The organism is Brevundimonas sp. GW821-FHT12C05, from assembly GCF_058807475.1.
The window spans coordinates 67,202-93,294 of the sequence record NZ_JBXAQS010000004.1; the positions used below are offsets into that span (position 1 = coordinate 67,202).

General features: G+C 68.7%; 27 protein-coding genes. 8 read left to right on the plus strand and 19 right to left on the minus strand.

The features are described 5' to 3' along the window. Positions 1-6: 6 nt before the first annotated feature. Positions 7-888, plus strand: coding sequence for a Rossmann-fold NAD(P)-binding domain-containing protein (locus AC1RRF_RS13950; protein WP_492835535.1), 882 nt, complete (start codon positions 7-9; stop codon positions 886-888). A gap of 167 nt (positions 889-1,055) precedes the next feature. On the opposite strand, the gene AC1RRF_RS13955 is transcribed toward AC1RRF_RS13950, so the two are convergent. Further along, the gene (locus AC1RRF_RS13955) at positions 1,056-1,664 is read right to left on the minus strand and encodes a DUF1134 domain-containing protein (protein ID WP_492835537.1); all 609 of its coding nucleotides are present in this window, start codon (positions 1,662-1,664) and stop codon (positions 1,056-1,058) included. Positions 1,665-2,121: 457 nt separating this feature from the next. On the opposite strand from AC1RRF_RS13955, the gene AC1RRF_RS13960 reads away from it, so the two are divergent. Next, complete coding sequence (locus AC1RRF_RS13960) at positions 2,122-3,717, plus strand: M1 family aminopeptidase (protein ID WP_492835539.1); 1,596 nt, start codon at positions 2,122-2,124, stop codon at positions 3,715-3,717. Positions 3,718-3,769: 52 nt separating this feature from the next. Here the strand turns inward: AC1RRF_RS13960 and pheT are convergent, their stop codons facing one another. The 12 genes from pheT to AC1RRF_RS14020 all read right to left on the minus strand — a co-directional run bounded on the left by pheT (position 3,770) and on the right by AC1RRF_RS14020 (position 13,328). Beyond that, a complete protein-coding gene (gene pheT / locus AC1RRF_RS13965; RefSeq protein WP_492835541.1) occupies positions 3,770-6,178 on the minus strand; it encodes a phenylalanine--tRNA ligase subunit beta in 2,409 nt (802 codons plus the stop codon). After that, complete coding sequence (locus AC1RRF_RS13970; protein WP_492835543.1) at positions 6,175-6,603, minus strand: hypothetical protein; 429 nt, start codon at positions 6,601-6,603, stop codon at positions 6,175-6,177. The genes pheT and AC1RRF_RS13970 overlap by 4 nt, the downstream gene beginning before the upstream one ends. Positions 6,604-6,635: 32 nt before the next feature. After that, complete coding sequence (locus AC1RRF_RS13975; protein ID WP_492835545.1) at positions 6,636-7,034, minus strand: hypothetical protein; 399 nt, start codon at positions 7,032-7,034, stop codon at positions 6,636-6,638. Next, positions 7,034-8,110 (minus strand): phenylalanine--tRNA ligase subunit alpha, encoded by a 1,077-nt coding sequence (gene pheS, locus AC1RRF_RS13980; RefSeq protein ID WP_492835547.1) that lies wholly within the window; start codon positions 8,108-8,110, stop codon positions 7,034-7,036. The genes AC1RRF_RS13975 and pheS overlap by 1 nt, the downstream gene beginning before the upstream one ends. 47 nt (positions 8,111-8,157) lie before the next feature. Next, positions 8,158-8,631, minus strand: coding sequence for a polysaccharide deacetylase family protein (locus AC1RRF_RS13985; RefSeq protein ID WP_492835549.1), 474 nt, complete (start codon positions 8,629-8,631; stop codon positions 8,158-8,160). After that, the gene (locus AC1RRF_RS13990; protein WP_492835551.1) at positions 8,628-9,143 is read right to left on the minus strand and encodes a polysaccharide deacetylase family protein; all 516 of its coding nucleotides are present in this window, start codon (positions 9,141-9,143) and stop codon (positions 8,628-8,630) included. The genes AC1RRF_RS13985 and AC1RRF_RS13990 overlap by 4 nt, the downstream gene beginning before the upstream one ends. A 64-nt stretch (positions 9,144-9,207) precedes the next feature. Further along, complete coding sequence (locus tag AC1RRF_RS13995) at positions 9,208-9,411, minus strand: dodecin family protein (RefSeq protein ID WP_492835553.1); 204 nt, start codon at positions 9,409-9,411, stop codon at positions 9,208-9,210. 148 nt (positions 9,412-9,559) lie between these two features. After that, positions 9,560-9,919, minus strand: a complete 360-nt coding sequence (gene rplT / locus AC1RRF_RS14000) for a 50S ribosomal protein L20 (protein WP_439470667.1) — start codon at positions 9,917-9,919, stop codon at positions 9,560-9,562. A gap of 52 nt (positions 9,920-9,971) precedes the next feature. Further along, positions 9,972-10,169: a 50S ribosomal protein L35 gene (gene rpmI, locus AC1RRF_RS14005; protein ID WP_003166435.1), complete on the minus strand. Its 198-nt coding sequence runs from the start codon at positions 10,167-10,169 to the stop codon at positions 9,972-9,974. 168 nt (positions 10,170-10,337) lie between these two features. Continuing rightward, positions 10,338-11,630: an MFS transporter gene (locus AC1RRF_RS14010; protein ID WP_492835555.1), complete on the minus strand. Its 1,293-nt coding sequence runs from the start codon at positions 11,628-11,630 to the stop codon at positions 10,338-10,340. Positions 11,631-11,715: 85 nt separating this feature from the next. Continuing rightward, entirely contained in the window at positions 11,716-12,237 is a 522-nt protein-coding gene (gene infC / locus AC1RRF_RS14015) for a translation initiation factor IF-3 (protein WP_291832151.1), read from the minus strand. Between the two features lie 143 nt (positions 12,238-12,380). Next, positions 12,381-13,328, minus strand: coding sequence for a glycosyltransferase family 9 protein (locus tag AC1RRF_RS14020; protein ID WP_492835557.1), 948 nt, complete (start codon positions 13,326-13,328; stop codon positions 12,381-12,383). Positions 13,329-13,399: 71 nt separating this feature from the next. On the opposite strand from AC1RRF_RS14020, the gene AC1RRF_RS14025 reads away from it, so the two are divergent. Further along, positions 13,400-14,158 (plus strand): alpha/beta fold hydrolase, encoded by a 759-nt coding sequence (locus tag AC1RRF_RS14025; RefSeq protein ID WP_492835559.1) that lies wholly within the window; start codon positions 13,400-13,402, stop codon positions 14,156-14,158. A 15-nt stretch (positions 14,159-14,173) separates the two neighbouring features. Next, the gene (locus AC1RRF_RS14030) at positions 14,174-14,407 is read left to right on the plus strand and encodes a hypothetical protein (protein WP_492835561.1); all 234 of its coding nucleotides are present in this window, start codon (positions 14,174-14,176) and stop codon (positions 14,405-14,407) included. Positions 14,408-14,518: 111 nt separating this feature from the next. Here AC1RRF_RS14030 and galU read toward each other — a convergent pair whose 3' ends face one another. Further along, the gene (gene galU, locus AC1RRF_RS14035) at positions 14,519-15,400 is read right to left on the minus strand and encodes a UTP--glucose-1-phosphate uridylyltransferase GalU (RefSeq protein WP_492835563.1); all 882 of its coding nucleotides are present in this window, start codon (positions 15,398-15,400) and stop codon (positions 14,519-14,521) included. Positions 15,401-15,455: 55 nt separating this feature from the next. Then, a complete protein-coding gene (gene glmS / locus AC1RRF_RS14040) occupies positions 15,456-17,270 on the minus strand; it encodes a glutamine--fructose-6-phosphate transaminase (isomerizing) (RefSeq protein WP_492835565.1) in 1,815 nt (604 codons plus the stop codon). A 167-nt stretch (positions 17,271-17,437) separates the two neighbouring features. On the opposite strand from glmS, the gene glmM reads away from it, so the two are divergent. Beyond that, positions 17,438-18,787 carry a phosphoglucosamine mutase gene (glmM, locus tag AC1RRF_RS14045; protein ID WP_492835567.1) on the plus strand — a complete coding sequence of 450 codons (1,350 nt, stop codon included), beginning with the start codon at positions 17,438-17,440 and terminating at the stop codon, positions 18,785-18,787. Positions 18,788-18,794: 7 nt separating this feature from the next. On the opposite strand, the gene AC1RRF_RS14050 is transcribed toward glmM, so the two are convergent. From AC1RRF_RS14050 to AC1RRF_RS14065, 4 genes are read right to left on the minus strand one after another with little or no spacing between them, the layout of a single operon-like run. Continuing rightward, the gene (locus tag AC1RRF_RS14050) at positions 18,795-19,427 is read right to left on the minus strand and encodes a DUF805 domain-containing protein (RefSeq protein ID WP_492835569.1); all 633 of its coding nucleotides are present in this window, start codon (positions 19,425-19,427) and stop codon (positions 18,795-18,797) included. Positions 19,428-19,480: 53 nt separating this feature from the next. Beyond that, the gene (locus tag AC1RRF_RS14055; RefSeq protein ID WP_492835571.1) at positions 19,481-20,203 is read right to left on the minus strand and encodes a ribonuclease T2 family protein; all 723 of its coding nucleotides are present in this window, start codon (positions 20,201-20,203) and stop codon (positions 19,481-19,483) included. Next, positions 20,203-21,537 (minus strand): FAD/NAD(P)-binding protein, encoded by a 1,335-nt coding sequence (locus AC1RRF_RS14060; protein ID WP_492835573.1) that lies wholly within the window; start codon positions 21,535-21,537, stop codon positions 20,203-20,205. Before AC1RRF_RS14060 ends, AC1RRF_RS14055 begins: the two co-directional genes overlap by 1 nt. A 57-nt stretch (positions 21,538-21,594) precedes the next feature. After that, entirely contained in the window at positions 21,595-23,094 is a 1,500-nt protein-coding gene (locus tag AC1RRF_RS14065; protein ID WP_492835575.1) for a phosphomannomutase/phosphoglucomutase, read from the minus strand. A 183-nt stretch (positions 23,095-23,277) separates the two neighbouring features. Here AC1RRF_RS14065 and gpmA point away from each other — a divergent pair, with 183 nt between their 5' ends. The 3 genes from gpmA to AC1RRF_RS14080 all read left to right on the plus strand — a co-directional run bounded on the left by gpmA (position 23,278) and on the right by AC1RRF_RS14080 (position 26,025). Beyond that, the gene (gene gpmA, locus AC1RRF_RS14070) at positions 23,278-23,997 is read left to right on the plus strand and encodes a 2,3-diphosphoglycerate-dependent phosphoglycerate mutase (RefSeq protein ID WP_492835577.1); all 720 of its coding nucleotides are present in this window, start codon (positions 23,278-23,280) and stop codon (positions 23,995-23,997) included. 2 nt (positions 23,998-23,999) lie between these two features. Beyond that, entirely contained in the window at positions 24,000-24,638 is a 639-nt protein-coding gene (ribD, locus tag AC1RRF_RS14075) for a bifunctional diaminohydroxyphosphoribosylaminopyrimidine deaminase/5-amino-6-(5-phosphoribosylamino)uracil reductase RibD (protein WP_492835579.1), read from the plus strand. A gap of 112 nt (positions 24,639-24,750) precedes the next feature. Next, positions 24,751-26,025, plus strand: a complete 1,275-nt coding sequence (locus AC1RRF_RS14080; protein ID WP_492835581.1) for a pentapeptide repeat-containing protein — start codon at positions 24,751-24,753, stop codon at positions 26,023-26,025. The last annotated feature ends 68 nt before the right edge of the window (positions 26,026-26,093 follow it).

Below are 26,093 nucleotides of genomic sequence, written 5' to 3' on the forward strand. Positions count from 1 at the left end.
GGTCTGATGCCCGACGCCGCTTCGCCCGTTTCGCTGCTGGTCTTCGGCGGTGGCTGGCTGGGCCGCGCCGCGGCGCTTGAGGCCATCCGCCGGGGCGGCAGGGCCGTCGCCACCTCGCGCGATCCGGCCACCCGCGCCGCGCTTGAGGCCGAAGGCGTCGCCGCCGTCGATTCAACGGATGAGACGGCGCTGTCCGCCGCCGTGGCGAAGGCTTCGGCCCTGCTCGTCACGGCCCCGCCCGACGCCCACGGCTGTCCCGGACTGAAGGCCCTGATTCCGGCCATCACCGCCTCGGACGCCTGGCCCGACTGGATCGGCTATGTCTCCTCGACGGCCGTGTTCGGCGACCGCGCGGGCGGCTGGGCCTTCGAGGACGATGAACTGAACGCCGCCAGTCTCGAGGGCGCCCGCCGCGTTCGGGCCGAGCGCGACTGGCTGGACGCCGGGCGCGGCATGGGCCTGACCGTCCAGCTGTTCCGTCTGCCCGCCCTGTACGGCCCGGGCCGCTCGCCGCTGGACAAGTTGCGCGACGGCACCGCCCGGATCGTCCGCAAGCCCGGGCAGGTCTTCAACCGGGTGCATGTCGAGGACGCCGTGGCCGGCCTGTTCGCCTCCATGGCCCGCCCGCACCCGGGCGCCGCCTACACCCTGTGCGACGACGAGCCTTCGCCCGCCGACGTGGTCATCGCGGGCGCGGCGGCCAGGCTGGGCCTGCCCCTGCCGCCCGAGGTCGATCTGGACGATCCCTCGGTGTCGGACGCCATGCGGCGGTTCTACCTGGACTCCAAGCGGCTCTCGAACGCCAGGGCCAAGGCCGAACTGGGCTGGCGGCCGAACTACCCGAGCTGGCGCGACGGGCTGGAGGCGCTCATCCGCGAATGCGGATGAGCGGTCTTTCGTAGGGCCGCGGACCGTCGGCCCTACGGGACCTACCGACCCGACGCGGCCTGGCGCTTCGCGTATTCTGAACAGATCAAAGGCCGCAGCATCCGCTGCGGCCTTTCTCTTTGCGCTCAAGCAGCGAGCGACCGCGTCGCGAGCGGTAGCGCCCTTCCTTAGAAGGGAAGCAGGTTCCGCTGGCGGCTGTAGGCCATGGTGCCGACGTTGGCGCCCAGGCGCAGGCCGACGCCGGTGCGGATGGGGGCCAGCACGATGCCGTCGGCGCGCTGGTAGTTCACGCCCAGGCCGCCGACGAGGTAGGCCGTGCCCTCTACGCCGGGGTAGCGGCGATACAGCATGTCGGGGTGGTACAGGCCGTAGACCAGGGTGAAGACCCGGCTGCCGTTGCCGCCCATGTCCCAGCCGATCGAGATCCCCTGCCAGAACACTTCCTGCGAGGCCGACAGGTCCTTCATGTGCAGGGCGCCGCGGCCGTAGCGCAGGCCCACGCCGACGGCGCCGGCGGCTTCCTCGCCCGCGATATAGGCGGTCGGGCGATCGCCCTGGTCGGCGAAGATGCGCTCGATGGCGCCGCCGATGGCTTCCGCCGCGATGCCCAGCTCGCGCGAGCCGGCGGCGATCAGTTCGTCGGAGGTGTAGGCGGGCGCCGTCTGGTCCGAACGGATCGGATAGTTGGGATCGGTCGGCCCGTTGCTGGCGCAGGCGCCGAGAGCGGAGGTCGCGCCGAGCGCGAGGCCGGACTGGATCAGGTGGCGGCGATGCATGGTCGTGGCTCCGAAGGCGGTCCGCCCGACTCGCGCGGGCGCTCGTGCCACCGTCGCCGGGCTTTGCGTCAGCCTTGCGGCGGCAAGGTTAACGAAAGGTTGTTGATGCGTCTCGCGTCGTAGTCGATGGTTTGTGCTTTATGAATCTATATTAACTTGACCGTGTGTAATCGTTCAAAGATTCTCCGAACCAATAGTAGAATCGGAGAAACAAATGATGGTGCGATCGTTTATTTTGGCCGCATCATTATTTTTTATTCCAGTATCTAATGTTTCTGCTCAAGACAGAGTGTCCCTGGAAGATTATATCGCGCGTATCTCGGTGGGATTCGAGAGCGATCAAAACAGCTTTGTTCAAGTCTATGGACCGTCGTCGTCCGCCGAAAGGCTGTTCCGAGCCGACCGTCCGCGAACCTCGGGGTCCCCAAGGATCGTCCGTCTGGATGAAACGGCGGGCGTGGCGACGGTCCTGTTGTCCGGGCGGATCGCGCAGGGGAACAGCGGCGACCAGACCAGTTCATCCATGCTCTACAGTGGCCTGCATACCGCCCGATGGGCCTCAAACGGCTGGCGGATCGAGGGCCGCGTTCCGTTTCAGGTCAATCGGATCATCGCCCATGATCTGACGGTCGATCTGGATCCGGCCAAGGGATTCGCGGCCGTTGATGACATGACGGTGAGCGTCGATGGCCGCCTGGGCTTCTTCTTCGGGCTGAATGCCAAGGCCGCCGTTCGCACTGTCACCGTGGACGGGCGCCCGACGCCGTTCGTGTTCCAGGACGGATTTCTGTGGTTGGAGGCCGATCCCGGCCGTCGCCGCGTGCGGGTCGAGTATTCCGTTGATGTCGAGCGCGAGGCCGGCGGCAACTCCGCCATGTTCGCCGATGGGTTCGGCCATGTCCGAAACCAGTACTGGTGGCATCCCTTCTTCGGTTTCGGGGTCGACAGCGGCCTGGCCGATTTTTCGATCACGATCCGCGCGCCCGAACGACTGAAGGTGGCGGTCGATCTGCCGCAGACCGAGACGACGCGCGATGGTGTCCGGACCGTGATCGCCCGCTCCGAGGAGCCCACGACGGCCGTTACCTGGGCCTATGACGAGGCTTGGGAGCCGCGACGCCGACAGCTCGGCAAGGTCACCATCGAATTGTTCGCGACCCCTGACTACTCGCCTTCCCTCGAGGATCTGGCCGTGGCCGGCGAGCGGACCTGGACCCTGCTGTCGGACCGGTTCGGGGCGCCGGCGCTGGATCGCATGGCGGTCGTCCAGGCGCGCGGCAGGGACGGTAACGGTTGGCATTTCCTGTCCAACCAGGGGATCTTCACGGGGACCAGGGGCGGTCCGCCCTCGCGCGGCGACGGGTTTCCGGTCCGCGCCTTCTTTGACCACGAGGTCGCCCATCTCTGGACGCGCCCGTCCGGGGCCACGCGCAACTTCCTGGCCGAAGGCTGGGCGACCTATGCGGAAAGCCTGGTGATCGACGATCGCTACGGCGCTGAAGCCGCGCGCTGGTTCTGGCGGGATCAGGCCCGGTTGTTCCTGATCAACGCCCAGGCCCAGGCGACGGCGCTCAACGATGATCCGACCAACTCGGGCGTCGCCTACGCCAAGGGAGCCTGGACGCTGGCCATGCTTGAAAGAGTGTTGGGTCGAGAGGCCTTTGACCGGGGCATGCGGGCTTTCGTCGCCTCCTCTCCCGGTCGGACCGGCTATGCCGACTTCCTCGCGGGTTTCGGCCCTGACGCCGCCAAAGCTGAGCGCTTCCTGAAGCCGTGGGTCGAGGGCAAGGGCGCGCCCGCCTTCCATGTCGAGCGCGACGGCGACGGGCTGATCCTGGTGCGATCGGGTGGCGACTACTGGCTGCCGCGCCTTTCCCTGGCGGTGGAGGCGGCTGATGGCTCCGTGCAGTGGCTGCGCTTGGACATCGCCGGCGACCGGACGCCGATCCCGGCGGGAACCGATGTCGTCCGGATCCGTCTCGATCCGGCCGAGTACTATCTCATGAGCGGCAGTCGCGTCGTGGACGTCGCGAACATCCAACCGGCTGCGTGATCGTCTCGGGACATGACAGGCGGCGTGAGCCGCCTGTCATTCGTCCGGGGTCCTATGCGCGCAGCACGGCGCCCAGCTTCGTCGCCGCCGCCACGACCTTGGCCGACAGGGCCTCGATCTCGGCGTCGGTCAAGGTGGCCTCGACCGGCTGGATGACGACTTCCAGCGCCACCGACTTGAAGCCCTCGTCCACGCCCTTGCCGCGATAGATGTCGAAGACCCGGACCTCGTTGATCAGGGCCTTGTCGGCGCCGGTCACGGCGCGGACCAGATCGCCGACCGCCTTGCCGTCCTCGACCACGAAGGCGAAGTCGCGGGTCAGGGGCATCAGATTGGCCAGGCTGGCCGGTCCCCGCGTCTTGGACTTGGCGCCGCGCGGTTCGGGCACGGCGTCCAGCACGATCTCGAAGGCCAGCATCGGAGCGTCGGCGTCCAGCGCCTTGAGCACCCGGGGGTGCAGGGCGCCGAACTCGACCATGACGTTCTTCGGACCCAGCTGCAGTCGCGCGGAGCGGCCCGGATGCCACCAGTCGCGGTTCTGGCCCTGAACCAGCTGCAGCGACGCCGTCGGCGCGCCCAGCTGGTCCAGCAGGGCGATGAGGTCGCCCTTCAGGGCGAACAGGGCGTCTTCCGCGCCGCCGCCCCAATGGCGGGCCGAGCGCGGCGCGATCAGGCCCGCGATGACGGTGCGCTGGCCGTTCGGCTGGTCGTCCAGATAGATCGGGCCGATTTCGAACAGGGCGGCGTCGGCGTGGCCCCGCGCGGCGTTGCGGGCGGCGGCCTGGATCAGGTTCGGCAGGGCCGAGGGCCGCATGCAGTCCAGATCCGCGGCGATGGGGTTCTCGACCACCAGCTTTTCGTCGCCGCCGCCGAACAGGGCCGCGATCGACTGTTTGTTGAAGGACCAGGTGACGGCCTCGGCGTAGCCCATGGCCGCCAGCGCCCGGCGGGCCAGGCGAACGCGCGCCTGACGCGGGTTCAGCACGCCTCGCGACGGCGCGCCCTGATCGGGCAGGGGCGTGGACGGCAGTTCGCCGAAGCCCTCGATGCGGGCGACCTCTTCCACCAGATCGGCGGGGCCTTCGGCGTCCCGGCGCCAGGTCGGCGGCGTCACCGACCACGACGCGCCACGCTCCACGGCGAAGCCCAGCGCGGTCAGGATGTCGGCGATACGGTCATCCGTCAGCGACAGGCCGGTCAGCGAACCGACGCGGGCAGGATTGAAGGCGAAGGCGGTCGGGGCGGCGGGAGCCTGTCCGGCCACCGTGATCTCGGACGGTTCACCGCCGCACAGGTCGAGGATCAGCTTTGTCGCCAGTTCCACGCCCGGCACGACCGAGGCCGTGTCCACGCCGCGCGCGAACCGGTACTGGGCGTCCGAAGAGATGCCGAGGCTGCGTCCCGTCTGGGCCGTCACGATGGGGTCGAACCAGGCGGATTCAACGAAGACGTCGACCGTCTGGTCCGAACAGCCGGTATTGTCGCCGCCCATGACGCCGCCGATGCCGATGGCGCGCAGGCCCCCCGCATCCGCGATGACGCAGTCATTGGACGAGACCTCATAGAGTTTGCCGTCCAGAGCGAAGACGGGCTCCGTCGTCGCCGTGGGGTCCGAGGACTGGCCACGGCGCACCACGATCTCGCTGCCCTCCAGCTTGGCGATGTCATAGACGTGCAGCGGGCGCGCCCGGTCGTAGGTGATCAGATTGGTCACATCGACCAGCCGGTTGATCGAGCGCAGGCCGATGGCCTCCAGACGGCGCTTCAGCCACTCGGGCGACGGGCCGTTCCGCACGCCGCGGATCGTGCGGCCGGCGAAGACCGGGCACATTTCGGGCGCGTCGAGGCGCACCGTGATCGGCGAGGCGAAGGTCCCGGCGATCGGTTCGATGGCGGGGGTCTTCAGCGTGCCCAGGCCGGCGGCGGCCAGGTCGCGGGCGATGCCGGCGACGCCCAGCCAGTCGGGCCGGTTCGGGGTCACCTCGAAATCAATGACCGGTTCGGCGCCGAAGACGCCGGCGGCGGGTTCACCCACCTTCAGGGCGTCGTCCAGCTCCAGGATGCCGTCGCTCTCATCGGCCAGCTCAAGCTCCGAGGCCGAGCACAGCATGCCGTTCGAGACCACGCCGCGCACCGGCTTCTCGACCAAGGTCACGCCCAGTCCGGGCACATAGGCGCCGATGGGGGCGTAGATGGTGGTCAGGCCCGCGCGCGCGTTCGGCGCGCCGCAGACGATCTCCTTCATCCCGTCGACGGTCTCGACCTGGCAGACCTGCAGGCGGTCGGCGTTGGGATGGCGTTCAGCCGAGACGATCTTCGCCACCGTGAAGGGGGCCAGCGAGGCGATCGGATCGTGGACATCCTCGACCTCGAGGCCGGCCATGGTCATGGCCTCGGCCACGGCGGCGGCGTCCGCCTCCGTGTCCAGATGGTCCTTCAGCCAGGAGAGGGTGAATTTCACGCCTGGGGCTCCGAGGGCGCGTCCGCGCCGGACGCGCGGATGCCGGCGTGCAGCTGCTCCACCAGTTCGTCGCTGCCGGTGAAACCGATCTGGACGAAACGGCAGCGCACGAAGCGGCTGTTGGACACCCCGATGACGCCCGCCATCTTGGTCTTGCCGACCGGCTTGTAGAGCAGGGCGCCGACGTCGGTCGTCGTGCCCATGGCGCAGTTGTCGAACACCGTGCCGTTCATCACCGCCATCACGCCCGGGCCTTCGATCAGGCAGTCGGTGAAGGTCTTGCCGTCGATGAACATCTCGCCGGCGTTCCAGTGCTGGACCGCCAGCATCGGAAGCCACACGGCTTCCTTCTCGAAACTGGTGCGAGCGACAAGCGCGCGCCCGGCCGTTTCTTCAGCGGACATCTTGGGGGTTTCGTCGGTCATGCGGGGAATCTCTCGAATTGCGGTTCTGGCTGTCAGCGGGTCGTGACGACCTGATCGATCAGCAGCTGCAGCAGCGTCTCGTTGCCCGTGATGCCGATCGCCTGGAACTGGCACCGCTCGAAGGTGCAGTTCCGCACGGGAATGGCGCCGATGGCCCCACCGCCCATCGGCTGGAACAGCATGTTGCGCATGTCGTCCCCCGTCGGGCCGAAATTGGTGCCGCTGAATTGGGTGCCCTCGAGAACCAGCATCAGCGCCGGACCCTCGATCACGCACTCGGTGAAGGTCCGGTTGTCCAGCACGGCGCCGCCGCCGGCCTGCACGCTGGCGCGATACAGGTCGAACAGCGAGAAGCGCCCGCCGTTGAGCTCTTTCGCGAGGGGATCGATCGTCCGCGGGGCGGCGGGAGAAGACAGGGGCTGGTCGGTCATCAGGACAGTCCGCTTGCGGAGTTGGGGGCGGCGAAGGCCGAGAAGCCGTAGTGGGCCAGCCATCGGGTGTCGGCGTCGAACATCGGGCGCAGGTCCGGGATGCCGTACTTCAGCATGGCCAGGCGATCCACGCCCATGCCGAAGGCGAAGCCCTGATACTCGTCCGGATCAATGCCGCAGTTCCGCAGCACGTTCGGATGCACCATCCCGCAGCCCAGGATCTCCATCCAGCTGTCGCCGGTGTTCAACTTCAGTTCGCCGCCCGAGCGGTCGCAGCGGATGTCCATCTCGGCCGACGGCTCGGTGAAGGGGAAGTGGTGCGGCCGGAAGCGGGCGTCGACGCCGTCCAGCTCGAAGAAGCGCGCGACGAAGGTTTCCAGCGTCCACTTCAGGTGGCCCATGTGGATGGCCTTGTCGATCACCAGGCCCTCGACCTGGTGGAACATCGGCGTGTGGGTGGCGTCGCTGTCCTTCCGGAAGGTGCGGCCGGGCGCGATGATCCGGATCGGCGGCTTCTGGGTCATCATGGTGCGCACCTGCACCGGGCTGGTGTGGGTGCGCAGCACCTTGCGCTCGCCCGTGTCCGGGTCGGGCTTCAGGAAGAAGGTGTCGTGCATCTCCCGCGCCGGATGCTTGGGCGGGAAGTTCAGGGCGGTGAAGTTGTGGAAGTCGTCCTCGACGTCCGGGCCCTCGGCGACCGCGAAGCCCATGTCCGCGAAGATGGCGATCATCTCGTCCATCACCTGCATGGTCGGGTGCACGCTGCCCTGGCGGCGCGGGCGCGGCGGCAGGGTCAGGTCGACGTGCTCGGCCTTCAGGCGGGCGTCCAGCTCGGCGCCTTCCAGCTCGGCCTTGCGGGCGGCCAGGGCCGACGACACCCGGTCGCGCAGGCCGTTGATCATCGGGCCCTGCTCGCGGCGTTCGTCGGGGCTCATGGCCCCCATGCCCTTGAGCAGGCCGGAGATCGAGCCGGACTTGCCCAGCGCCGCGACGCGCAGGTCCTCCACGGCGGCGGCGGTTTCCGCCGAGCCGATGGCGTTGATCAGGTCGAGTTCGAGTTGGGCGAGATCGGTCATGTCCGGCAGCATCTAGCGGCTGATGGGCCGCGCGTCACCTGTCCGGCTCAAGGCGCGGTGCGAGCGCCGGACTGGGCCGCCGCCAGATCCTCCGCCGTGCCGCGATTGGCCGCCACGATCCAGTCCGGCGGCTCGGGCTCCCAGCGGATCGCCCGCCCGTCCGTCCGCGTCCAGCGATGCAGCCACGAGACGCCGTTGGCCCGGACATAGGTGTCGGCGTGGCTGTAGATCGGATCGGCCAGCGCCTCGCCCAGCGGCACGAAGCGATAGCCTCGCGCCAGATAGAGGGCGTGGATCCGGGGGTAGTAGTCCCGGTTCAGGCTGTTGGCGTGCAGCAGCAGGATCTGCGCCGGCTCGCGGCCGCCGGTGATCTCGGCGCTGTACGGCTCGAAGAAGTCCAGCACGGTGGTCATGTAGGCGACATAGGCCTCGCCCACCCGCGCCTTCAGGGCCGGATCATCCAGCCGCTCGGCCTTGCGGTAGACGTCGGCGAACATCCAGTCGACGTTGTCGATGGTCACCGGCGCGACCTCATAGCCGCGTTCGGCCAGGCCCGCGGCGATGGCGTCGTGCTTCTCCGGCGTCTCTCCGGTGAACAGATAGGGATGGCGGAACCATCGCAGCCGCTGGCCGCGCGCCTCCAGCAGCGGCCGGGTGATCTCCGCGCCCGGTCCAGGTCGGCGAGGTAGGCCTCGGCCGTGTTCTGGTGGATGTTGATGTGGCTGAAGGTGTGGTTGCCGACCTCGAACCCGGCGTCCAGCCACAGCGTCAGCAGTTCGGGCAGCAGGACGCCGCGCTGGGCGTCGCAGACCTTGCCCTCGTTGACGAAGATCGTGCCGTGGGTGTCCAGCGGGGCCACGACCGCGATCAGGTCACGGGTGAGGGCGCGCGCCGCGTCCGGATCGCACAGGGCCGCCTCCGGCGCCTGATAGGGCAGATCGTCGAAGGTGACGGCCACGGCGCGCTGCTGGGCGACGGCGGGCGTGGCGAGGCCGAACAGCAGGGCGGCGACGAGAAGCGGGCGCGAGATCATGGCCGCAGCCTAGCTGTGCGACGCCCGATACGGCAACGCCCGGCCTCGTCTGAGCGGGTCGTCCTCAGTCGTTGAGAACGAAGGTGACCTTCATGTTCACCCGGTACTCGGTGACCTTGCCGCCCTTCACGATGACCTTCTGCTCCTGGATCCAGGCGCCTTCCACGTTCTTCAGGGTCTTGTCGGCGCGGGCGATGCCCTGTTTCAGCGCGTCCTCGAAGCTGACGGTGGACGAGGCGGTGATTTCGGTGACCTTGGCGACGGACATGGGCAGGCTCCTGGATCAGGGTGAGCGCCGGTTTATGGCGACGCTTCCCTGAACGACCGGACCCGCCCCTCGGTTGCGCGGCGCATACGAAAACGCCCGCCCCGGACGAACCGGAGCGGGCGTGTTTCAGACGTTCAGCTTAAAAGGCTTAGGCGGCCTTGAGAGCGTCACGGACCTTGTCGGCGATCGCCTTGAAGGCGGTTTCGTCGGCGGCCATCGCGGCCAGGACCTTGCGGTCCAGCTCGATGCCGGCTTCGCCGAGACCGTGGATGAACTGCGAGTAGGTGAAGCCTTCGATCCGGGCCGCGGCGTTGATGCGCTGGATCCACAGGGCGCGGAAGTTGCGCTTCTTGGTGCGGCGGTCGCGGTAGGCGTACTGGCCGGCGCGATCAACGGCGGCCTTGGCGGTGCGGATGGTGTTCTTGCGGCGGCCGTAGAAGCCCTTGGCCTGCTTCAGAACCTTCTTGTGCTTGGCGTGGGACGTGACGCCCCGAGTGACGCGAGCCATGTCGCTATCCTTTCAAATTCAGGTGGAGATCAATCGAAACAGCGCGCGCCGATCAGGCGTACGGCATGTAGGATTTGATCTTCTTGGCGTCGGCGTCGGCCATGACCGAGGTGCCGCGGTTCTGGCGGATGTATTTGCTGTTGTGGCTGATCAAGCGGTGACGCTTGCCAGCAACGCCGGCCTTAACCTTGCCAGTGGCCGTGAATTTGAAGCGCTTCTTGGCGCCCGACTTCGTCTTCAGTTTCGGCATTTTCATCTCACTTTTTGAGTGGGTTGCCGCTCTTCGAGCCACTTGGGCCCGAGGGGAGGTTTCCCTGATTAAGAACCGCCCAGGCATGCCTGTTCGCCCGGCGGTTCGGTACGCGAAGGCGCGGCTTCTAGTCGAAGCGGCGGCCAGAGTCCAGCGTTGAGCGGGATTTCAGGTCGCCGCGGCCTCCGCCTGATGCTTGCGGAAGGCGCGGCCGGCGTTGATCGCCATCACCGCCGCCGGAACCGTCAGCGCCGCCCCGACCAGGAAGGGCCAGTCGTGACCCAGGGCCGAGAACAGGGCGCCGGCGACCATCGGTCCGAAGATGCGCGCGATCGAGCCTGACGCCATGTTCAGCCCCAACATCGCCCCCTGCCGGTCCGGCGGCGTCGAGCGGCTGATCAGGGCCGAGATGTTGGGCATGGCCAGCGACATGCCGCAGGCGCCGACGGCCATCACGATCGGAATGATCCAGCCCTGCGCGACCGGCAGCGTCCAGGCCCCGATGTCCAGGGACAGGGCGGGGAACCAGGCGACGGGCGCGGCCACCTGCGCGACCAGGGAGGCGCCGAACAGCAGCATCCCGAACGCCAGCACCCGCGCCTCGCCGAACCGCTTGGCCAGCCGCCCGGCGAAGAAGCCCTGGTTCAAGGTCGAGACGATGCCGACGATCATGAAGCTCAGCCCGACCTCCAGCGCGTTCCACGCGTAGCGATCCTCGGCCCACAGCCCGAACACGCTCTCCATCGCCGAGAAGCCGGCCATGTAGACTAGGGTCACCAGCAGCACCCGCGACACGACCGGATTGGCCCGGGCGTCGTGCAGGCCGGCCAGGAAGCGCGGCCGCGGCGCGGCCGGGTCGGCCTTGGCGCGGCTTTCCTTGAGGAAGACGACCACGCCGGCCGCCGCCAGGGCGGCCAGGGCCGCGGCGGTGAAGATCGGCAGCTGATAGCCGATATGTCCCAGTTGCGGCTGGGTCAGCAGTCCGCCCAGACCCGGACCGACGATGAAGCCCAGTCCGAACGCGGCGCCGATCAGGCCCATGCGCCCGGCCCTCTGTTCCGGCGGGGTGATGTCGGCGACATAGCCCTGGACGGTCGAGATGTTGCCCGCCCCCAGGCCGGTGAACAACCGCACCGCGATGGCCAGCCAGATGTTGGGCACGAAGGCCAGCGCCAGATAGCCGACGGCGTTCGCGACCAGGGTGATCAGCAGGACCGGCTTGCGCCCGATCCGGTCCGACAGCCGGCCCCAGAAGGGTTCTGCGAAGAACTGGCCCAGCGAATAGGCCGAGAACATCAGGGTGATCTGCCAGGCCTCCGCCTTCAGGCTCTGGGCGAAGAACGGCAGCAGGGGCACCACCAGGCCGAAGCCGACCAGATTGATGAAGACGACGGAAAACAGCACGGCCAACGCCGGAGCCTGAACCTTGGGCGCGGGAGGCGAAGCGTCGGTCTGTGTCATGCGGGCAGGCTTAGCCTGTTTGCGGCGCATACGAAAACGCCCCGGTCGATGGACCGGGGCGTTTCTGTTTCAGCGGCGGATCCGATCAGCGCGGGGCCAGGATCATGATCATCTGCCGGCCTTCCATACGCGGGGCGTACTCGACCTTGGCGATCTCGTCGAAATCGGCCTGCACCTTGTTGAGCAGCTTCATGCCCAGTTCCGGGTGGGCCATTTCACGACCGCGGAAGCGCAGGGTGACCTTCACCTTGTCGCCCTCGTCGAAGAAGCGGTGCATGGCTTTCGCCTTCACTTCATAGTCGTGGGTGTCGATGTTCGGGCGGAGCTTGATCTCCTTGAGCTCGACGACCTTCTGGCGCTTGCGGGCCTCGGCCTTCTTCTTCTGCTCCTGGAAACGGTGCTTCCCGTAGTCGAGAATCTTGCACACGGGCGGATCCGACGTGGCGACGATCTGAACCAGATCCAGGCCCGCCTCTTCGGCGGCCTCCAGCGCGGCCGAGGTCGGCATGACCCCCTGCTTCTCGCCATGCTGGTCGATCAGCAGGACGCGAGGCGCGCGGATATCGTGGTTCATGGGCGGCCCATCCTTGACGGGCGGCGTTTGCATCGGACGGCGAATGGGCGTCGTTTCCTTATGTGGTCGAAGAGGGTCGCTATTCTGACGAGAAGGAGCGCGCGATAAATCGCGGCGTTCCCCTCCGGCGGCCTATATGAGCCTCAAACCCCGTATTTTCAAGGCGTGACGGGCGCTCAGGACGCGATGAAGTCCGCGTGTAGCGCCAGCACCGCATCATAGACGTGGTCGACCGTCAGGTCCTCGATGGGGGCGAACTGGCCGCGCGTCTCGTTGGAGGCCGCGGTGCGGGTCTTGGGACCCCACGGGCCGTACAGCCACCACTCGGTCGGCCCGAACAGGCCCAGCGTCGGCCCGCCCAGCGCCGCCGAGACGTGCATCAGGCCGGAATCGTTGCCCACGAACAGGGTCGCCCGGTCGATGGCGGCGGCTGACGCCAGGATGTCGCCCTTGCCCACGAAATCGATGCCGCGGTCTCCGGCGGCCTCCAGGGCGGGGGTCGCGGGCGGGCGGTCGCCCGGGCCGCCCACGGGCATGAAGCGCCAGCCGTCGAAGCGGGGATCGGCCTTCAGCTTCTCGACCAGCGCGCCCCAGCGGTCGGCGGGCCAGCTCTTGCCCGGCTGGTGTGCGATGGGGGCCAGGGCGAGGATCGGGCCCGGCCCGGCGCCGCCGGCCAGCTGCGGGTCGATGACGGCGGCGGCCTCGGCGCGGGCCTGATCGTCCAGCCAGATTTCCGGGTTCAGCGGCGTCTCCGAGCCCATCAGGCGCGACACCATCTCGACCTTGCGCAGGCCGGTCTCCCACGAGCGGTTGTAGATCACCCGCCGTTTGGTCGGGACGATGTAGGCCAGCCCCGAGCCGCGGATGTCGATGACCATGTCCCAGCGGGTCCCGACCACCTGCTTCCACAGGTCGATCCAGTGGCCGGACAGCTTCTTCTTATCGAGGATGATGGTCCGCTCGACGCCGGGCGCATTGCGGAAGAAGGGCGCCGGCGGACGGCCGCAGGCGACGGTGATCCGCGCGCCCGGAATCTGGCGGCCGATCTCGCGGATCACGCCCGAGGAGATGACGCAGTCGCCGATCCGATTGGAGGTGACGAACAGGACCTTGGGTTCAGACACGCGTTTCGGCCTTCGCTTCGATGATGGTCGTTCGCTATCAGTCCCCGAACGATTTCGCGAGAGGAACGGCCATGGATGATCTGGAACGCCTGAACCGCCCGGACGGCGAGACCCTGGCGCTCAAGCGTGTCCGCGGGGCCGGACCGACGGTGATCTGGATCGGCGGCTTCCGGTCCGACATGGAGGGAACCAAGGCGCTGGCGCTGGTGGCGGCGGCGCGCGAACGGGGCTGGAACTACGTCCGGTACGACCATTTCGCCCACGGCCAGTCTTCCGGAGACTGGAAACAGGCCACCATCGGCCGCTGGCGCGAGGACGCCGTCGCCCTGATCGACAGCCTCGAAGGCCCGGTGATCCCGGTCGGTTCGTCCATGGGCGGCTGGGTCGCCCTGCTGGCCGCCGTGGCGCGGCCGGAGCGGGTCAAGGCGCTGGTGCTGGTCAATCCGGCGCAGGATTTCACCGAACGGCTGATGTGGCCCGGTCTTCCGGACCACCTCCGCCAGTCCATCCTTCGGGACGGCGAAGCCCTGATCGTCGAGGAAGGGCTGGGAGAGTACGTCCTGACCCGCCGTATGTTCGAGGAGGGGCGCGACTGGCTGCTGCTGGACGGCGTCATCCCGATCACCGCCCCCGTCCATATTCTGCAGGGGCGTAAGGACGATGTCGTGCCGTGGCGTCATCAGATCGAGCTCGCCGAACGGTTGCAGAGCGGCGATATCACGCTGGACCTCGTGGCCGATGGAGACCATCGTCTGTCCACGCCCGCCGATCTCGACCGCCTGGTCGAGGCGGTCGAGCGGAACCGTGGGCAGGCCGCGACATTGCCCTGACCGAAGGAGAGACGCATGCGCACCCTGATGATCATCACGCCCGTCGTGCTGGGGCTGGCCCTGTCGGCCTGTTCCTCCACCGGCGGAACCGACCGCTACGGCACGGAACTGCAGAGGCTGACCGCCGACTGCCAGGCCCGTGGCGGCATCCTGACCCCCGTGGGCAGCGGTCAGACCGGCCGTCCGCAGACGGACAACGTCTGCGAAATTCGCGGCGGACCCGCTCGCGCGCCCAACAACCCGGGCTGAGCCTGCCGGTCAGAGCGGGCCGCTGATCGCCGCCCCCGGCGCGTTTACGCGCCGGATGTCCTGGAGAAGCGCGGCGATCGCCGCCTCCGGCGCGTTTACGCGCCGGATGTCCTAGAGAAGCGCGGCGATCGCCGCGCGCGCCGCTTCGCCGAGGTCGGCGCGCTTGAGCGCCAGCGCGACGTTGGCGCGCAGCAGGCCGATCTTGTCGCCGCAGTCGTGGGTCACGCCCGCGTACTGGACCGCCGTGAACAGCTGGTCGGACATCAGCCGGGCCATGCCGTCGGTCAGTTGGATCTCGCCCCCGGCTCCGCGCGGCTGGTTCTCCAGGATGCCGAAGATTTCCGGCTGCAGGATATAGCGGCCCGAGATCGACAGGTTCGACGGCGCCTCGCCGCGGGCCGGCTTCTCGACCATTCCCTTCATGCGGATGCGGTTGCCCTCGCGGCCTTCGATGGGATCGACGATGCCGTACTTGTGGGTCTCGCTCTCGGGCACCTGTTCGACGCCGATGACGTTGCCGCCGACCTCGGCATAGACCTCAGCCAACTGCTTCAGCGCGCCGGGCTGGCCGTCCACGATCACGTCCGGCAGGATCACCGCGAACGGTTCGTCGCCGATGATGTCGCGGGCGCACCAGACCGCGTGCCCCAGCCCCTTGGGCTGCATCTGGCGGGTGAAGCTCATCTCGCCGGCGCTGGCCAGTTCGGCGTTCATCATCTCGAGGATGTCGGTCTTGCCCTTGGCCAGCAGTTGGGCCTCGAGTTCGATCTGGTGGTCGAAATAGTCCTCGATGGCGCCCTTGGAGCGGCCGGTGACGAAGACGATGTGCTCGATCCCGGCCTCGCGGGCTTCCTCGACGATATAGCTCAGGATCGGCCGGTCGACGACGTTCAGCAGTTCCTTGGGCGTGGTCTTGGTGCCGGGCAAAACCCGGGTGCCGAGGCCGGCGACGGGCAGAACGGCCTTGCGGAGACGGCGGGAATGGGCGGGCATGGAATGTCCTGATCAGAAGGGTCGGGCAGCCTAACGTATTTGCGTCAGGAAGCGATCATTCCACCGTCACCGACTTGGCCAGGTTGCGCGGCTGGTCCACGTCGGTGCCCTTCTGCACCGCCGTGTAATAGGCCAGCATCTGGACGGGCACGGCGTAGACCAAGGGCGCGATCAGGCTGTGGCACTCCGGGGCGTCGACGCGCCGGATGCCGGCGCCGTGCGGATCGGGCGCGGACCTGGGCGCGATCATGATGACCGGACCGCCGCGCGCGGCGATCTCCTGCAGGTTGGAGGCGGTCTTCTCGAACACATCGTCCAGCGGGGCGAGGGCGATGGTCGGCGTCTCCTCGTCGATCAGGGCGATCGGGCCGTGCTTGAGCTCGCCGGCGGCATAGCCCTCGGCGTGGATATAGCTGATCTCCTTCAGCTTCAGCGCGCCCTCCATGGCGAGGGGGAACATGGCGCCCCGGCCCAGGAACAGGACGTCGGTCGCCTTGGCGATGTCGTGGGCGACGGCCTTGAGGTCGGCCTCCATCTTCATGGCCTCGGCGATCAGACGCGGGGCCTCGAACAGCGCCTTGACCAGCTCGGCCTCTTCGGCCGGACCGATCTTGCCGCGCGCCACGCCGGCGGACACGGCGAGCGCCAGCAGGGCCGCGACCTGGGCGGTGAAGGCCTTGGTCGAGGCGACGCCGATCTCGGGCCCGGCGTGGGTCGGCCACAGGACGCCGGCCTCACGCGCCATGGATGACGAGTGCACGTTCACCAGGGCGGCCGTCTTGAGGCCCTGGGCCTTGCACCAGCTCAGGCTGGCGAGGGTGTCGGCGGTCTCGCCGGACTGGCTGACGGCGACCGCCAGCGTCCCCGGCGTCAGGGCCGGATTGCGATAGCGGAACTCCGACGCGATCTCGACGTCGCACGGCAGCCCCGCCAGTTTCTCGAAGGCGTAGCGGCCGATCTGACCGGCGTAGAAGGCGGTGCCGCAAGCGACGATCTGGACGCGGCTGACGTCGGCGAAGTCGACCTCATTGGCGTTCACCCGACCGTTCACGAAGTCGAGGTAGTGGCTCAGGGTATGCTGGACGCTGTCGGGCTGTTCATGGATTTCCTTCTCCATGAAGTGCCGGTACTCGCCCTTCTCGACCAGGGCCGAGGAGGCCGAGACCTGCACGATCGGCCGGTCGACGGCGGCGCCCGAGGCGTCGAACATGCGCGCGCCGTCGCGGTCCAGGGCGACGAAATCGCCCTCTTCCAGATAGCTGATGCGGGTGGTGAAGGGGCCGACCGCCAGGGCGTCGGAACCCAGGTACATCTCTCCATCGCCCCAGCCCACGACCAGCGGGCTGCCGCGGCGCGCGCCCAGGATCAGGCCTTCCTCGCCCTCAAGCAGAACCGCCAGGGCATAGGCCCCCGTCAGCCGGTCCAGCACCGACTTGAAGGCGACCAGCGGGTCGTTGGTCTTGGCCAGTTCGCTGTCCAGAAGGTGGGCGACCACCTCGGTGTCGGTCTGGCTCTCGAAGGCGTGGCCTTCGGCGACCAGTTCGGCCTTCAGCTCGGCGAAATTCTCGATGATGCCGTTGTGCACCAGCGTGACGCGGCCCGCCTTGTGCGGGTGGGCGTTGGCGGTGGTCGGCGCGCCGTGGGTGGCCCAGCGGGTGTGGCCGATGCCGATGGTGGCGTCCAGCGGCTCGGCGGCCAGCACGGCCTCCAGCTCGCGGATCTTGCCCTTGGCCCGACGCCGTTCGATCTTGCCATCGACCAGGGCGGCCACGCCCGCGGAGTCGTAGCCGCGGTATTCCAGCCGTTTCAGGCTGTCGATCAGACGGGGAACCGCAGGGCCGATTCCCGTCACGCCAATGATGCCGCACATAAGAGAAGTCCCCGAAAAATAGTGATATCCGCGCTTGGCGCCGCTGCGCGGGAGGGTCTAAGCCGACCCTGACTGTCGGCGCCGGTGTAGGCGACGATGACGTGGATTTGCACCTGAAAAGCGGTTTCGCAAGGTTACGGCGGGCCGTCGAGCAAGGAAGACTGGATTTGGCTGAGCGACGCTATTTCGGCACCGACGGCATTCGCGGGCGCGCCAATACCCATCCCATGACGCCTGAAGTGGCGCTGCGTGTGGGTCTGGCGGCGGGTCGGATGTTCATGTCGTCGGACGACCGGCGGCACCTGGTGGTCATCGGCAAGGACACCCGCCTGTCCGGCTATATGATCGAGCCGGCCCTGGTCGCCGGCTTCGCCTCGGCCGGCATGGACGTCCTGACCTTCGGCCCCCTGCCGACGCCGGGCGTGGCGATGATGACCCGTTCCATGCGCGCCGATATCGGCGTGATGATCTCGGCGTCTCACAACGCCTATCTCGACAACGGCATCAAGCTGTTCGGCCCCGACGGCTACAAGCTGTCGGACGCGGTCGAGCTGAAGATCGAATCGATGATGGACGAGGACCTCGGCGCCGGTCTCGCCCCCGCCGACGGCCTCGGCCGGGTCAAGCGCATCGACGACGCCCAGGCCCGCTACGTCGAGATCGCCAAGGCCAGCTTCCCCAAGGGGCTCAGCCTTCAAGGCCTGCGTATCGCTGTCGATTGCGCCAACGGCGCCGGCTACAAGGTCGCCCCGACCGCCCTTTACGAACTGGGCGCCCAGGTCTTTCCGGTCGGAGTCGAGCCGAACGGCCTGAACATCAACGAGAACTGCGGCTCCACCCATCCCGCGACCCTGTCCGAGGCCGTCCGCCGTCACGGAGCCGATATCGGGATCGCGCTGGATGGCGACGCCGACCGGGTGATCATCTGCGATGAAAAGGGCCAGGTGATCGACGGGGACCAGATCATGGCGATGGTCGCCCTGGACTGGGCGCGGCGCGGGCTGCTGACGGGCGGCGGCCTGGTCGCCACGGTCATGTCCAACCTCGGCCTGGAGCGGGCGCTGCTGGCCGAGGGCCTGACGCTGGAGCGCACCAAGGTCGGCGATCGCTACGTCATGGAGCGGATGCGCGAAGGCGGCTTCAATGTCGGCGGCGAACAGTCGGGCCACATCATCCTGCATGACTACGCCACCACGGGCGACGGCCTGATGTCGGCCCTGCAGGTGCTGGCTGTCCTGGTGCAGAGCGGCCGTCCCATGAGCGAGCTGGCCCGCCAGTTCGACAAGGTGCCCCAGCTTCTGGAGAACGTCCGCTACACCTCCGGCAGACCGCTGCAGGACGCCGGGGTGAAGGCCGCCATCGCCGACGCCGAGGCCCGCCTTTTGGGCGTCGGCCGCCTGCTGGTCCGCCCCTCGGGCACCGAAAAGCTGATCCGCGTCATGGCCGAGGGCGACGACGAGGCGCTGGTGAAGGCGGTGGTCGCCGATGTCAGCGCGGCGGTGCGGGCGGCGGGGTAGGCGTCGCCTAACCCGGCGCGCCCCAGTCGCTGTCCTGTTCGGGCGTCGTACGATCGGCGCCAAAGCGGTTCGATCCCGGTGCGCTCCGTTGCGCCAGCATGACGATCAGCGTCACCAGCGCGACCATGTAGAGCGCGTTGTTGAGGAACAGCAGGCCGAACAGGCCGAAGTTCGGCGTCTCGCTGGCCATCATGTCGGTCATCATGATCGGAAAACCGATCGCCGCGACGCCGAGGAAGGGCAAGGGCATCAGGCCCCAAAGCGCCGTCATGTTGCGATCATGCAGGCGTCGCGACACCGCCGCCGCCAACAGGCTCATCGCCAGGACGACCGTCACCCCCATGACCCCGCCCAGGATGCGGAAATCCGGCATCGGCGGCGGCGGAAGCGGGGGCGGCGACCGCTCGATCCGTATGGGCGTGTCGGGCGGCAGGTCGGAGTCGATCACCAGGACCGGTTGCGCGTCGGTATAGGCCTGCGCCTTCCCGATCAGATCGGTCATCACCCAGCTCATGCCGATGGCCTGAACGAGGAAGACCAGGGCGACCACCACGCCGACGTAGGGCCAGAACTCGCCACGGGTGTCGCGCCCTGCGAACTGCGTCAGCTTGCTGAAGCCCCGAACGATCGGATTGGCCATGCCGTCCCCCTTGATGACGGTCCAGCCTATCGCCGGTCGTCGGGCGGGGCCAGTCAGTCCCGGATCGGCTCCACCGTCAGCACGGTCGCGTCGCGCGCGCCCACCTCGCCGCCGGGGCAGGGACGCGGGTTGAACGACAGGTCGTTGCAGATGCGGACCTCGCGCAGCCGGTCGCCCTCGGCGGTGGCGATATAGACCGCGCTGCGCGGCAGGCCCGGGTTGGCGCGGGCGAAGGCGTCGCGCAGCGCTCCCGCCGTCCGCAGCCCGCGCGGATCGGGCCGGACCAGCTTGTCATACATGGCGGCCGACTGTTGGAAATAGGCCTCGGGCGTGTCCCAACCGCAGGTGCCGTGCGCGGCCCACTCATGCTGCACCAGATCCACCGAAGGCGTCCGGCACAGCTCCGCGCGGATCGTCTGGGTCGCCACCCGCGTCGCCGCCCGGCAATAGCGCGGATAGGGTCGCCCATCCGAGTTGGGCCACAGCCCGTGCAGGGTCCAGCCGAAGCGATTGGTCTCGCACGCCAGGTCGCCCTGGCCGTCCCCGCCCGTGCGGCAGGTCTCGGGCATCCAGGTCACCGCCAGCATGTGGAACAGGATCGGCCGGTCGGCCACGACCTCGTCGGGTCGGACATGCTCCATCTCCGGCGCGGGCAGAACGGCGGGCAGGTTGCAGGATTGCGCCGTCGACGCGACGACGGCGGGCGCCGCCGGTTGCGTCCCGCAGGCGGCCAGCGCCAGCAGGCCGGTCAATAGCACCGTGGATCGGATGCGCATCACGCCGGCTCCCGGTTCAGCGCGCCCAGGGCCTGGGCCACGTCGTCGACCCGTTTGCGGATGTCCGGCACGGCGATGGTCTCCCAGAACGTAGCGCGGGCCGGCGGCCCCAGCACGAACAGGCGCGGGTCGGCCGATCCATCGGCGTGCAGAACGCGTCCCTGAAGGTCCAGATCCAGGCCCAGTCGGAGCGGATCCATCCGCGCGCGTCCCTCCGCCAGCAAGGGTCCGGTCAGCGGATCCTTGGCCGGGTCGTGGCCCGGTCCCGTGCAGTCGATCAGCCAGCGTCCGGTGATCGGCGGCTGCTCCGGTCCACTGCGCGGGCGGAAGGTCAGGGTGACGGCCTCCTCGCCCTCATCGATCCGCTTCACGCGGCCGGCGGTGATTGTCAGGCGGCCCTCATCCTCAAGGGCGGCGATCGCGGCGGCGATGGTGTCGGCGATCCGGTGCCGGTGGACATCCCACCACGGCCGCAGGTGGCGCACCAGGCGGGCTCGGGTCGGAATGTCCGCCGCCTGCCACAGGTCGGCGGTGATCGGCCTCAGCCCGTCCATGACCCCGCGCCAGTCGCCGTCCGCGGACAGGCGCCGGGCCTCATGCAGTCGTCGGGACGGGGCCGCGTTCAACAGCGCGTCCGTGGGTTCGACATAGGCGTCGGGCCGGTTGTCGTGTCCGCGGGGCTTCAGCCCCCTTCGCGACAGCGCCCGCGCCCGGCCGCGCCAGCCGCGCGCCTGAAGCCACAGCACCATGTCCACCATCGTCAGCCCGGTGCCGACGACGATCACATCGTCTTCCGGTCCGATGCGGTCCAGCGCGCCGGCGGCCCACGGGTCGCCGATCACCCGGCCGGCCGGCCCGTCGTGGTCGGCGGCCGCCGTCTTCGGCGCCGGATTGCCGGTGGTCAGGACGATGGCGTCGGCTTTCAGCACCTGCCCGTCGGCCAGACGCACCGCGTCGTTGTCGATGGCGACGACCTCGCCCTTCACGGTCTCGATCAGCCCGGGGCGGGCGGCCCGCACCTCGGCCAGCCTGTCCTGCACGTACTGGCCGTACAGGCGGCGCGGCGCGAAGCCGTTCGGGTCGGCGCGGTCGGGATGGTTCGTTTCGAGCCAGCGCACGAAATCGCCGGGCCGGTCGCTGATCGCGCTCATCCGATTGGAGCGCACGTTCAGCAGGTGCCCGTCGAAGGGCGTCGAATAGGCGACGCCCAGGCCGAAATTCCCGGTGCGGTCGATGATCGTCGAGGCGATCCGCCGTTCGGCCAGCCGCGCGGCCAGCATGGCGCCGGAGAAGCCTCCGCCGATGATCGCCACGCGCTCGATGGTCCGGGTCACGACGCCTCCTCCGTTGGCGGGGTTCTGGACCGCGCCGCCCGAGGGGTCAAACCCGGGTCAGATTTCCTGATTGTAGGCGCCGACCTCAGCATACTTGGCCAGACGCGGCTTCACTTCCTCGCGGAACAGGGCGCGCATGTCGTCTTCCGACCGCATGCTTTCGACCACCACCACCAGCTCCGGCTTGTTGGAGGAAGCGCGAACCAGAACCCAGCTGCCGTCCTCCAGGTGCACGCGCACGCCATTGACGGTGATGGCTTCCACGATCTTGCGGCCCAGGATCGATCCGCCGGCGTCGGCCAGGGCCTGATACTCGGCCACGATCCGCTCCAGCACCTCGTACTTCAGCTCGTCGTCGCAGTGGGGCGACATGGTCAGGCTGGTCCAGGCGTCCGGCAGGGCCGCCTTCAGCTCGCTGAGCTTCTTGCCCGGATTGCGGTCCAGCATGGCCAGAACCGCACCGGCGGCGACGATGCCGTCGTCATAGCCGTGGCCCAGCGGGGCGTTGAAGAAGAAGTGGCCCGACTTCTCAAAGCCCGCCAGCGCGCCCAGCTCGGCCGTCTTGCGCTTGATGTAGGAGTGACCCGTCTTCCAGTAGACGGTGTTCGCCCCGTTGGCCTTCAGCACCTCGTCGGTCTTGTACAGGCCGGTCGATTTCACATCGACGACGAAGGTCGCGTTGGGGTGCAGGGCCGACAGGTCGCGGCCCAGCATCAGGCCGATCTTGTCGGCGAAGATTTCCTCGCCCGTGTCGTCCACCACCCCGCAGCGGTCGCCGTCGCCGTCGAAGCCCAGGGCCAGGTCGGCGCCCGTTTCGCGCACCTTGGCCGCCATCTGCACCAGCATGGCGTGGTCTTCCGGGTTCGGATTGTATTTGGGGAAGGTGTAGTCCAGCTCGGTGTCCATCTCGATCACCTCGCAGCCCATCCGGCGCAGGGCCTCGGGGGCGAAGGCGCCGGCCGTGCCGTTGCCGCAGGCCGCGACCACCTTGATCGGCCGCGTCAGCTGAACCTTGGACACGATGTCGGCGATGTATTTCTCGCGGAAGCCGTCGATGCGCTTCAGCGTCCCGCCGGCGCGAGAGACGCCCTGGTTCTCCAGCACGATCTCCTTCAGGCGGCCGATCTCGTCGGGGCCGAAGGTCAGGGGCGGGTTGGCGCCCATCTTCACGCCGGTCCAGCCGTTCTCGTTGTGGCTGGCGGTGACCATGGCCACGCACGGCGCGCCCAGTTCGAACTGGGCGAAATAGGCGGTCGGCGACAGGGCCAGGCCGATGTCCAGCACCTCCATGCCGCCTTCCAGCAGGCCCAGGGTCAGCGCCTGCTTCACCGACAGGGAGTAGGAGCGGTAGTCGTGGCCGACCACGATCTTGGGCCGCTGGCCGATCTCGTGGATGTAGGTCGCCAGCCCCAGGCCCAGCGCCTGGATGCCCAGCAGGTTGATCTCCTTCTCCAGGACCCAGCGCGCGTCGTATTCGCGAAAGCCCGTCGCTTTCACCAGCGGCGTGGTCTCGTACTCGGCGGTGTTCGGGCGAAGGTCGGCGCGAGGCTTCAGCATGGGGCGTCCTGGATGGCCGGACCGAAGCGGTCGCGGCGGAAGGTGCGCCTTGATAGCCCCGGGCGCTCGGGCGCCGCAACAAGGCCGAACGCTGTCATGGGCGCCGGGAACCGGACGTCGGCCCAAAGCTTGACCCTTCCGGACCCCGGGCCTACCCCCGACAGATCACAACCGGAGACCCGCATGCCTCGCCTGATCCTGCTGCGCCATGGCCAGAGCCAGTGGAACCTCGAAAATCGCTTCACCGGCTGGGTCGACGTGGACCTGACCGCCGAGGGTGAGGCGCAGGCGCGCAAAGGCGGCGAGCTGATCGCCGGAGCGGACTTCCACCCCGCCGTCATGTTCACCTCCGTGCTCAAGCGCGCCAAGCGGACCGGCGCCCTCGCGCTGGATTCGGCGGGCCTGAAGGATGTCCCGGTGGTCGAGGACTGGCGGCTGAACGAGCGCCACTACGGCGGCCTGACCGGGCTGGACAAGGCCGAGACGGCCGCCAAGCACGGCGAGGACCAGGTGAAGATCTGGCGCCGCAGCTACGACATCCCGCCCCCGCCGCTGGCCCCGGGCGGCGAGTGGGACTTCACCGCCGACCCCCGCTACGCCGGCAAGGCCATTCCGGACACCGAAAGCCTGAAGACCACGCTGGACCGCGTCCTGCCCTATTGGGACGACGCCATCGCGCCGCGCCTGCGGGCCGGCGAGGACGTGCTGATCGCCGCCCACGGCAACTCCCTGCGCGCCATCGTCAAACACCTGTTCAACGTGCCCGATGATCAGATCGTCGGGGTCGAGATCCCCACCGGCAATCCGCTGGAGATCGACCTGGACGGCGCGCTCACGCCGACGGCGGCGCGCTATCTGGACGACAGCCGCGCCACGCCGTTGCCGCCGATCCCGGGAGCCTGATCATGACCAGCGCGCAACAGGCGTCGGACGACATCCGCTTCATGGGCCGGGCCATCGCCCTGGCCAAGGCGCGGATGGGCCAGACTTGGCCGAACCCGGCGGTCGGTTGCGTGATCGTCAAGGACGGCGAAGTGGTCTCCGAGGCCGCCACCGCGCCCGGCGGACGCCCTCATGCCGAGGAACAGGCCGTTCCGGCGGCGGGCGACAAGGCCAGGGGCGCCACCGCCTACGTCACCATGGAGCCGTGCGGCGCGCGGTCCTCCGGCCGCACCTCCTGCTCGCATTTCCTGATGGATGCAGGCGTGGCCCGGGTGGTCGTGGCCGCGGTCGACCCGTCGCCCTTCGCCTCGGGCCGTGGCGTCGAACGGTTGAAGAAGGCGGGGCTGGAGGTCGAGACGGGCCTGCTCTCGCAGGAGGCCGCCGTCCTCTACGAAGGCTATCTGCATCGCGTCGAGACGGGCCGCCCGATGGTCCGTATCGACGACACCGGCGAGGGCTTCGACGCCCGCTTCGCCGCCTCGTCCCGCGCCGATCTGTCGACCGAGCTGAAGCGGTTGGGCGAGGCCGGCTACACCCGTCTGTGGGTCGGGCCGGGCGAGCTGGCCGAGGCGCTGGACGAGCAGGGCCTGCTGACCCGATAGACCCGGCCCCAAAGTCGTCCGCGCTCAAGCAGGTCACGACCGCGTCGTGACCGAGAGCGCACTAAAAAACGCCCTCACGCTTCCTTAAGCGCGGGCGTGCCATTCTGGCGCAATGTCGGGAAACACGGCCCAAACCCCTGCCGCCAGAAGGCGCATCACTCAACAGGAACTGGACGTCATCTGCGCCCGGCACGACCGCCTGTGGCAGGCCAAGCCGGGCGGCGCCCGCGCGGTGTTCGCCTGGATGGACCTGTCGGGACTGTCGCTGGCGGGCCGCAACCTGGCCGACGCCGACTTCGCCGCCGCCTGCCTGATCGGGTGTGATCTCTCCGGCTGCCGGCTCGACAACGCCACCTTCTTCGGCGCCGACATGCAGGACGCGATCTTCCGCGACGCCAGCATGCGCCGTTCCGACCTGCGCGGCGCCTGCCTGCGCGGCGCCGACCTGACGGGCGCCGATCTGTTCGAGGCCGACCTGCGCGAGGGGGCCATCGCCGCCGCCGACGCTCGCCTGGGCTTCCGCGTGATCGAAGCCCGCTCCGTCCGCGACACCACGGCCCAGGGCGCCTGTCTGGCCGGCGCCAATCTGGAGCGCTCCAAGCTGACCGGCGTGGTCGCCGTCGCCGCCGACTTCTCCGACGCCATCATGAAGGACTGCAAGCTGGTCCGGGCGAATCTGAAGCAGGCCAGCTTCAAGGGCGCCAATCTGGCCGGGGCCGACCTGTCGGGCGCCGACCTGACCGGGGCCGACCTGCGCGACGCCGTGCTGGTGGGCGTCAAGTCCGCCATGTGGCGAACCGACGGGGCGGACATGGCCGGCGCCCTGACCGACGACAAGTCCTGCGGCGAACCGGTCGGCAAGATGCCCGCCGCCGAAATGCTGTCCGAGCACGCCCAGTGGTGCGAGACCGGCGGCGCGCTGGGCCAACCCTCCGTATTCGACGGCGTCGACCTGCGGGCGCTGGGCTCGATCCGCGGCTACAATCTGACCGCCCTGTCCGCCAAGGGCGCCGTCTTCTACGGCCTCGACATGGGCGGGGTGCAGCTGCAGGGCGCGCACCTGGAAGGCGCCGATCTTCGCTCGGTCAACCTGCGCGGCGCCGACCTGCGCGGCGCGCGGCTGGCCCGGGCCCGGCTCGACGGTTCCGATCTGCGCGAGGCCCAGATGGGGCCGCTGATGATCGCCGCCGACCGGCTGCTGCCCGCCGACCTGACCGGGGCCAGCCTCAAGGGCGCGGACCTGTCGGGCGCCGACCTGAAGCGCGCCACCCTGATCGACGCCGAACTGAACCGCGCCGTCCTGCACGGCGCCTGCCTGAGGCAGGCCGAGATGCGCGGTGCGGTGACCCACGGCGCCAAGGGCCTGGAAGCCGCGCTCCAGGCCTGAAAAAAGGGGCGACGCATCGCGCCGCCCCCAGGTCTTTTCTTGCCCTATCGCCTATCGGCTGCTTGAGG

Bases quoted from the DNA above. Each gene is read 5' to 3' on its own strand.
- AC1RRF_RS13950 (WP_492835535.1), top strand. From the start codon at position 7: ATGCCCGACGCCGCTTCGCCCGTTTCGCTGCTGGTCTTCGGCGGTGGC.
- glmS (WP_492835565.1), bottom strand. From the start codon at position 17,270: ATGTGCGGCATCATTGGCGTGACGGGAATCGGCCCTGCGGTTCCCCGT.
- AC1RRF_RS14010 (WP_492835555.1), bottom strand. From the start codon at position 11,630: ATGACACAGACCGACGCTTCGCCTCCCGCGCCCAAGGTTCAGGCTCCG.
- AC1RRF_RS13955 (WP_492835537.1), bottom strand. From the start codon at position 1,664: ATGCATCGCCGCCACCTGATCCAGTCCGGCCTCGCGCTCGGCGCGACC.
- ribD (WP_492835579.1), top strand. From the start codon at position 24,000: ATGACCAGCGCGCAACAGGCGTCGGACGACATCCGCTTCATGGGCCGG.
- AC1RRF_RS13970 (WP_492835543.1), bottom strand. From the start codon at position 6,603: ATGACCGACGAAACCCCCAAGATGTCCGCTGAAGAAACGGCCGGGCGC.
- AC1RRF_RS14025 (WP_492835559.1), top strand. From the start codon at position 13,400: ATGGATGATCTGGAACGCCTGAACCGCCCGGACGGCGAGACCCTGGCG.
- AC1RRF_RS13995 (WP_492835553.1), bottom strand. From the start codon at position 9,411: ATGTCCGTCGCCAAGGTCACCGAAATCACCGCCTCGTCCACCGTCAGC.
- AC1RRF_RS13975 (WP_492835545.1), bottom strand. From the start codon at position 7,034: ATGACCGACCAGCCCCTGTCTTCTCCCGCCGCCCCGCGGACGATCGAT.
- AC1RRF_RS13990 (WP_492835551.1), bottom strand. From the start codon at position 9,143: ATGATCTCGCGCCCGCTTCTCGTCGCCGCCCTGCTGTTCGGCCTCGCC.
- gpmA (WP_492835577.1), top strand. From the start codon at position 23,278: ATGCCTCGCCTGATCCTGCTGCGCCATGGCCAGAGCCAGTGGAACCTC.
- infC (WP_291832151.1), bottom strand. From the start codon at position 12,237: ATGCAAACGCCGCCCGTCAAGGATGGGCCGCCCATGAACCACGATATC.
- pheS (WP_492835547.1), bottom strand. From the start codon at position 8,110: ATGACCGATCTCGCCCAACTCGAACTCGACCTGATCAACGCCATCGGC.
- AC1RRF_RS14055 (WP_492835571.1), bottom strand. From the start codon at position 20,203: ATGCGCATCCGATCCACGGTGCTATTGACCGGCCTGCTGGCGCTGGCC.
- rplT (WP_439470667.1), bottom strand. From the start codon at position 9,919: ATGGCTCGCGTCACTCGGGGCGTCACGTCCCACGCCAAGCACAAGAAG.
- rpmI (WP_003166435.1), bottom strand. From the start codon at position 10,169: ATGCCGAAACTGAAGACGAAGTCGGGCGCCAAGAAGCGCTTCAAATTC.
- AC1RRF_RS14065 (WP_492835575.1), bottom strand. From the start codon at position 23,094: ATGCTGAAGCCTCGCGCCGACCTTCGCCCGAACACCGCCGAGTACGAG.
- AC1RRF_RS14030 (WP_492835561.1), top strand. From the start codon at position 14,174: ATGCGCACCCTGATGATCATCACGCCCGTCGTGCTGGGGCTGGCCCTG.
- AC1RRF_RS14050 (WP_492835569.1), bottom strand. From the start codon at position 19,427: ATGGCCAATCCGATCGTTCGGGGCTTCAGCAAGCTGACGCAGTTCGCA.
- AC1RRF_RS14080 (WP_492835581.1), top strand. From the start codon at position 24,751: ATGTCGGGAAACACGGCCCAAACCCCTGCCGCCAGAAGGCGCATCACT.
- galU (WP_492835563.1), bottom strand. From the start codon at position 15,400: ATGCCCGCCCATTCCCGCCGTCTCCGCAAGGCCGTTCTGCCCGTCGCC.